General features: G+C 59.0%; 3 protein-coding genes and 1 pseudogene. All 4 read right to left on the bottom strand.

The genetic code is table 11. The annotated features are described in order from the left end of the window. Positions 1 to 31: 31 nt before the first annotated feature. Complete coding sequence (locus AC1D1N_RS32290) at positions 32 to 223, bottom strand: hypothetical protein (RefSeq protein ID WP_477353335.1); 192 nt, start codon at positions 221 to 223, stop codon at positions 32 to 34. 121 nt (positions 224 to 344) lie between these two features. Next, positions 345 to 545, bottom strand: a complete 201-nt coding sequence (locus AC1D1N_RS32295; RefSeq protein ID WP_477353336.1) for a hypothetical protein — start codon at positions 543 to 545, stop codon at positions 345 to 347. After that, a complete protein-coding gene (locus tag AC1D1N_RS32300) occupies positions 542 to 1,480 on the bottom strand; it encodes an ATP-dependent DNA ligase (protein ID WP_477353338.1) in 939 nt (312 codons plus the stop codon). The genes AC1D1N_RS32295 and AC1D1N_RS32300 overlap by 4 nt, the downstream gene beginning before the upstream one ends. Further along, positions 1,471 to 1,655 (bottom strand): annotated as a pseudogene (locus AC1D1N_RS32305) (hypothetical protein); the annotation flags it as partial. The gene AC1D1N_RS32300 and the pseudogene AC1D1N_RS32305, both read right to left, overlap by 10 nt.

The following is a 1,655-nucleotide window of genomic DNA, read 5'->3' on the forward strand; positions in this document are numbered from 1 at the left end:
AGGGAAGAACGCATGCAGTACCGAAGAGAAACTAGAGCCGAACGATCTTATCGAGATGCAGGCGTATCCGCTGGCCTTCCGCAAATGAGAGCGCGAACGATTCCAGATCGAATGATCGGGTAAGTTCCTGGTCTTCCTCAACCACGCGGACAAACCACTCTCCGCAGGCTTCGACCACTTCGATGCAAGGCAAGGCCTTGCGAATTGGAACCACGTTATCCATCACAGCCTCCCTACGAAAAGCAATGGTAACGTCGAATTTTATAAGACCGGCTGACGGCGGTTTTCAATATCAAAAGTTAGGCTCCCGAGACATTGCTAGCTGCGGCGCAGCTATGCGAATCCTAGMGTAACCYCTGCATGATGGCTTCGAAGATCGGGCCAATTTCTTCRTCGATCTCCTGGCCCGGAATGCCTTGGGTTTCCGCCTCCCGTTTCGCGTCCACTGCCATATCGATKACCAGCAAGACCGGGTCGACAATCGCATCGTCAGGCAAACGGTCTGATATCCAATGGTAGAGAAAATCACTGCCGCGCTTGCTCATTCTTCCCGAAAATCCTGCACCGAGGCATGGCGCAGCTTTGGCTCGCCGCGCAGCGTCTTCACGYGCAAGTTGATGCCCGGCCTGACCCATTCGACATCCGGGGTCACCACGGCCGTGGGCAAGCCCGCCGGGGGCCGGCCCCTGCCCTGCTGGACGCGCTTCCAGAGCCGTTCCTTGATCGCGTTGCTTGTGGCGATCACGGCTTTGCCGACATATTTGCCGTCCCTTGCGAGCAGCGCTTCGCTTCGCTTGCCGGGCTGGCGGTGGACGCCGAGCAGTTCGAATTCGCCGATGTCCCAGCATTTGATTTTCACCCAAGCCTCGTCCTTGCCGCCGCTTCGGTATGGGCTACCCCGGCGCTTCGAAACAATGCCCTCGAGGCCCATCTGCTCGGCTGCCTTATAGAACGCAGCGCCGCCGCCCTCGACGTGCTGGCTGTACTGGATGATACCGTCGGCCGGCTTGACCAGTTTCCACAGGATTGCCTTGCGATCGATCGCCGGCAGCGAGCGCAGGTCCTGGCCGTCCCTGTGCAGGATGTCGAACGCTACGAACGCGAGCAGTTCGGCGTTCCAGGCCATGCGCGAGTGGATCTCATGGAAGTTCGGCCGACCGTCCGGCTCGGGCGCGATCATCTCGCCGTCGAGGATGAGCGCCTTGGCCGGCAGCTTCTCCAGCGCGTCGACAATCGGCCAGTAGCGCTTTGACCAGTCGTGGCCGGTCTTGGTGAAGGCACGGCCGCCTGCCCAATCCAGCACCAGTTGAGTGCGAAAGCCGTCATATTTGATCTCGTGCTGCCAGTCGTCGCTGATCGGGGCAACCTCGACCAGGATCGGTTCCTGCGGCTTGATGAACCTCAGATGCTCAGGGTGAACTTCCAGAAGCGTGATCTTGATATTCGGTTTGCATCGGCTGCAGTCGAACTTCAGGCGCAACGGGCAACACCGCCGCCATAGACCATCATCAGGTCGGCCGAGCGGCAGTAAAAGACGTTGCCACAGGTGCACTCCGCCTTCACAAGCATGTTGTGCCGGGTTGCCTTGCCCAGCGTGTCAATCGGTTCATGCGCCATGAGAACAGAAGAGGAACAAATTCCTTGAACGTCAAGCC

The organism is Mesorhizobium sp. P2_B5 (genome assembly GCF_056404775.1).

What these genes read in the sequence shown, in the direction of transcription:
- AC1D1N_RS32290 (WP_477353335.1), bottom strand. Translation starts at nt 223, where the DNA reads ATGGATAACGTGGTTCCAATTCGCAAGGCCTTGCCTTGCATCGAAGTG.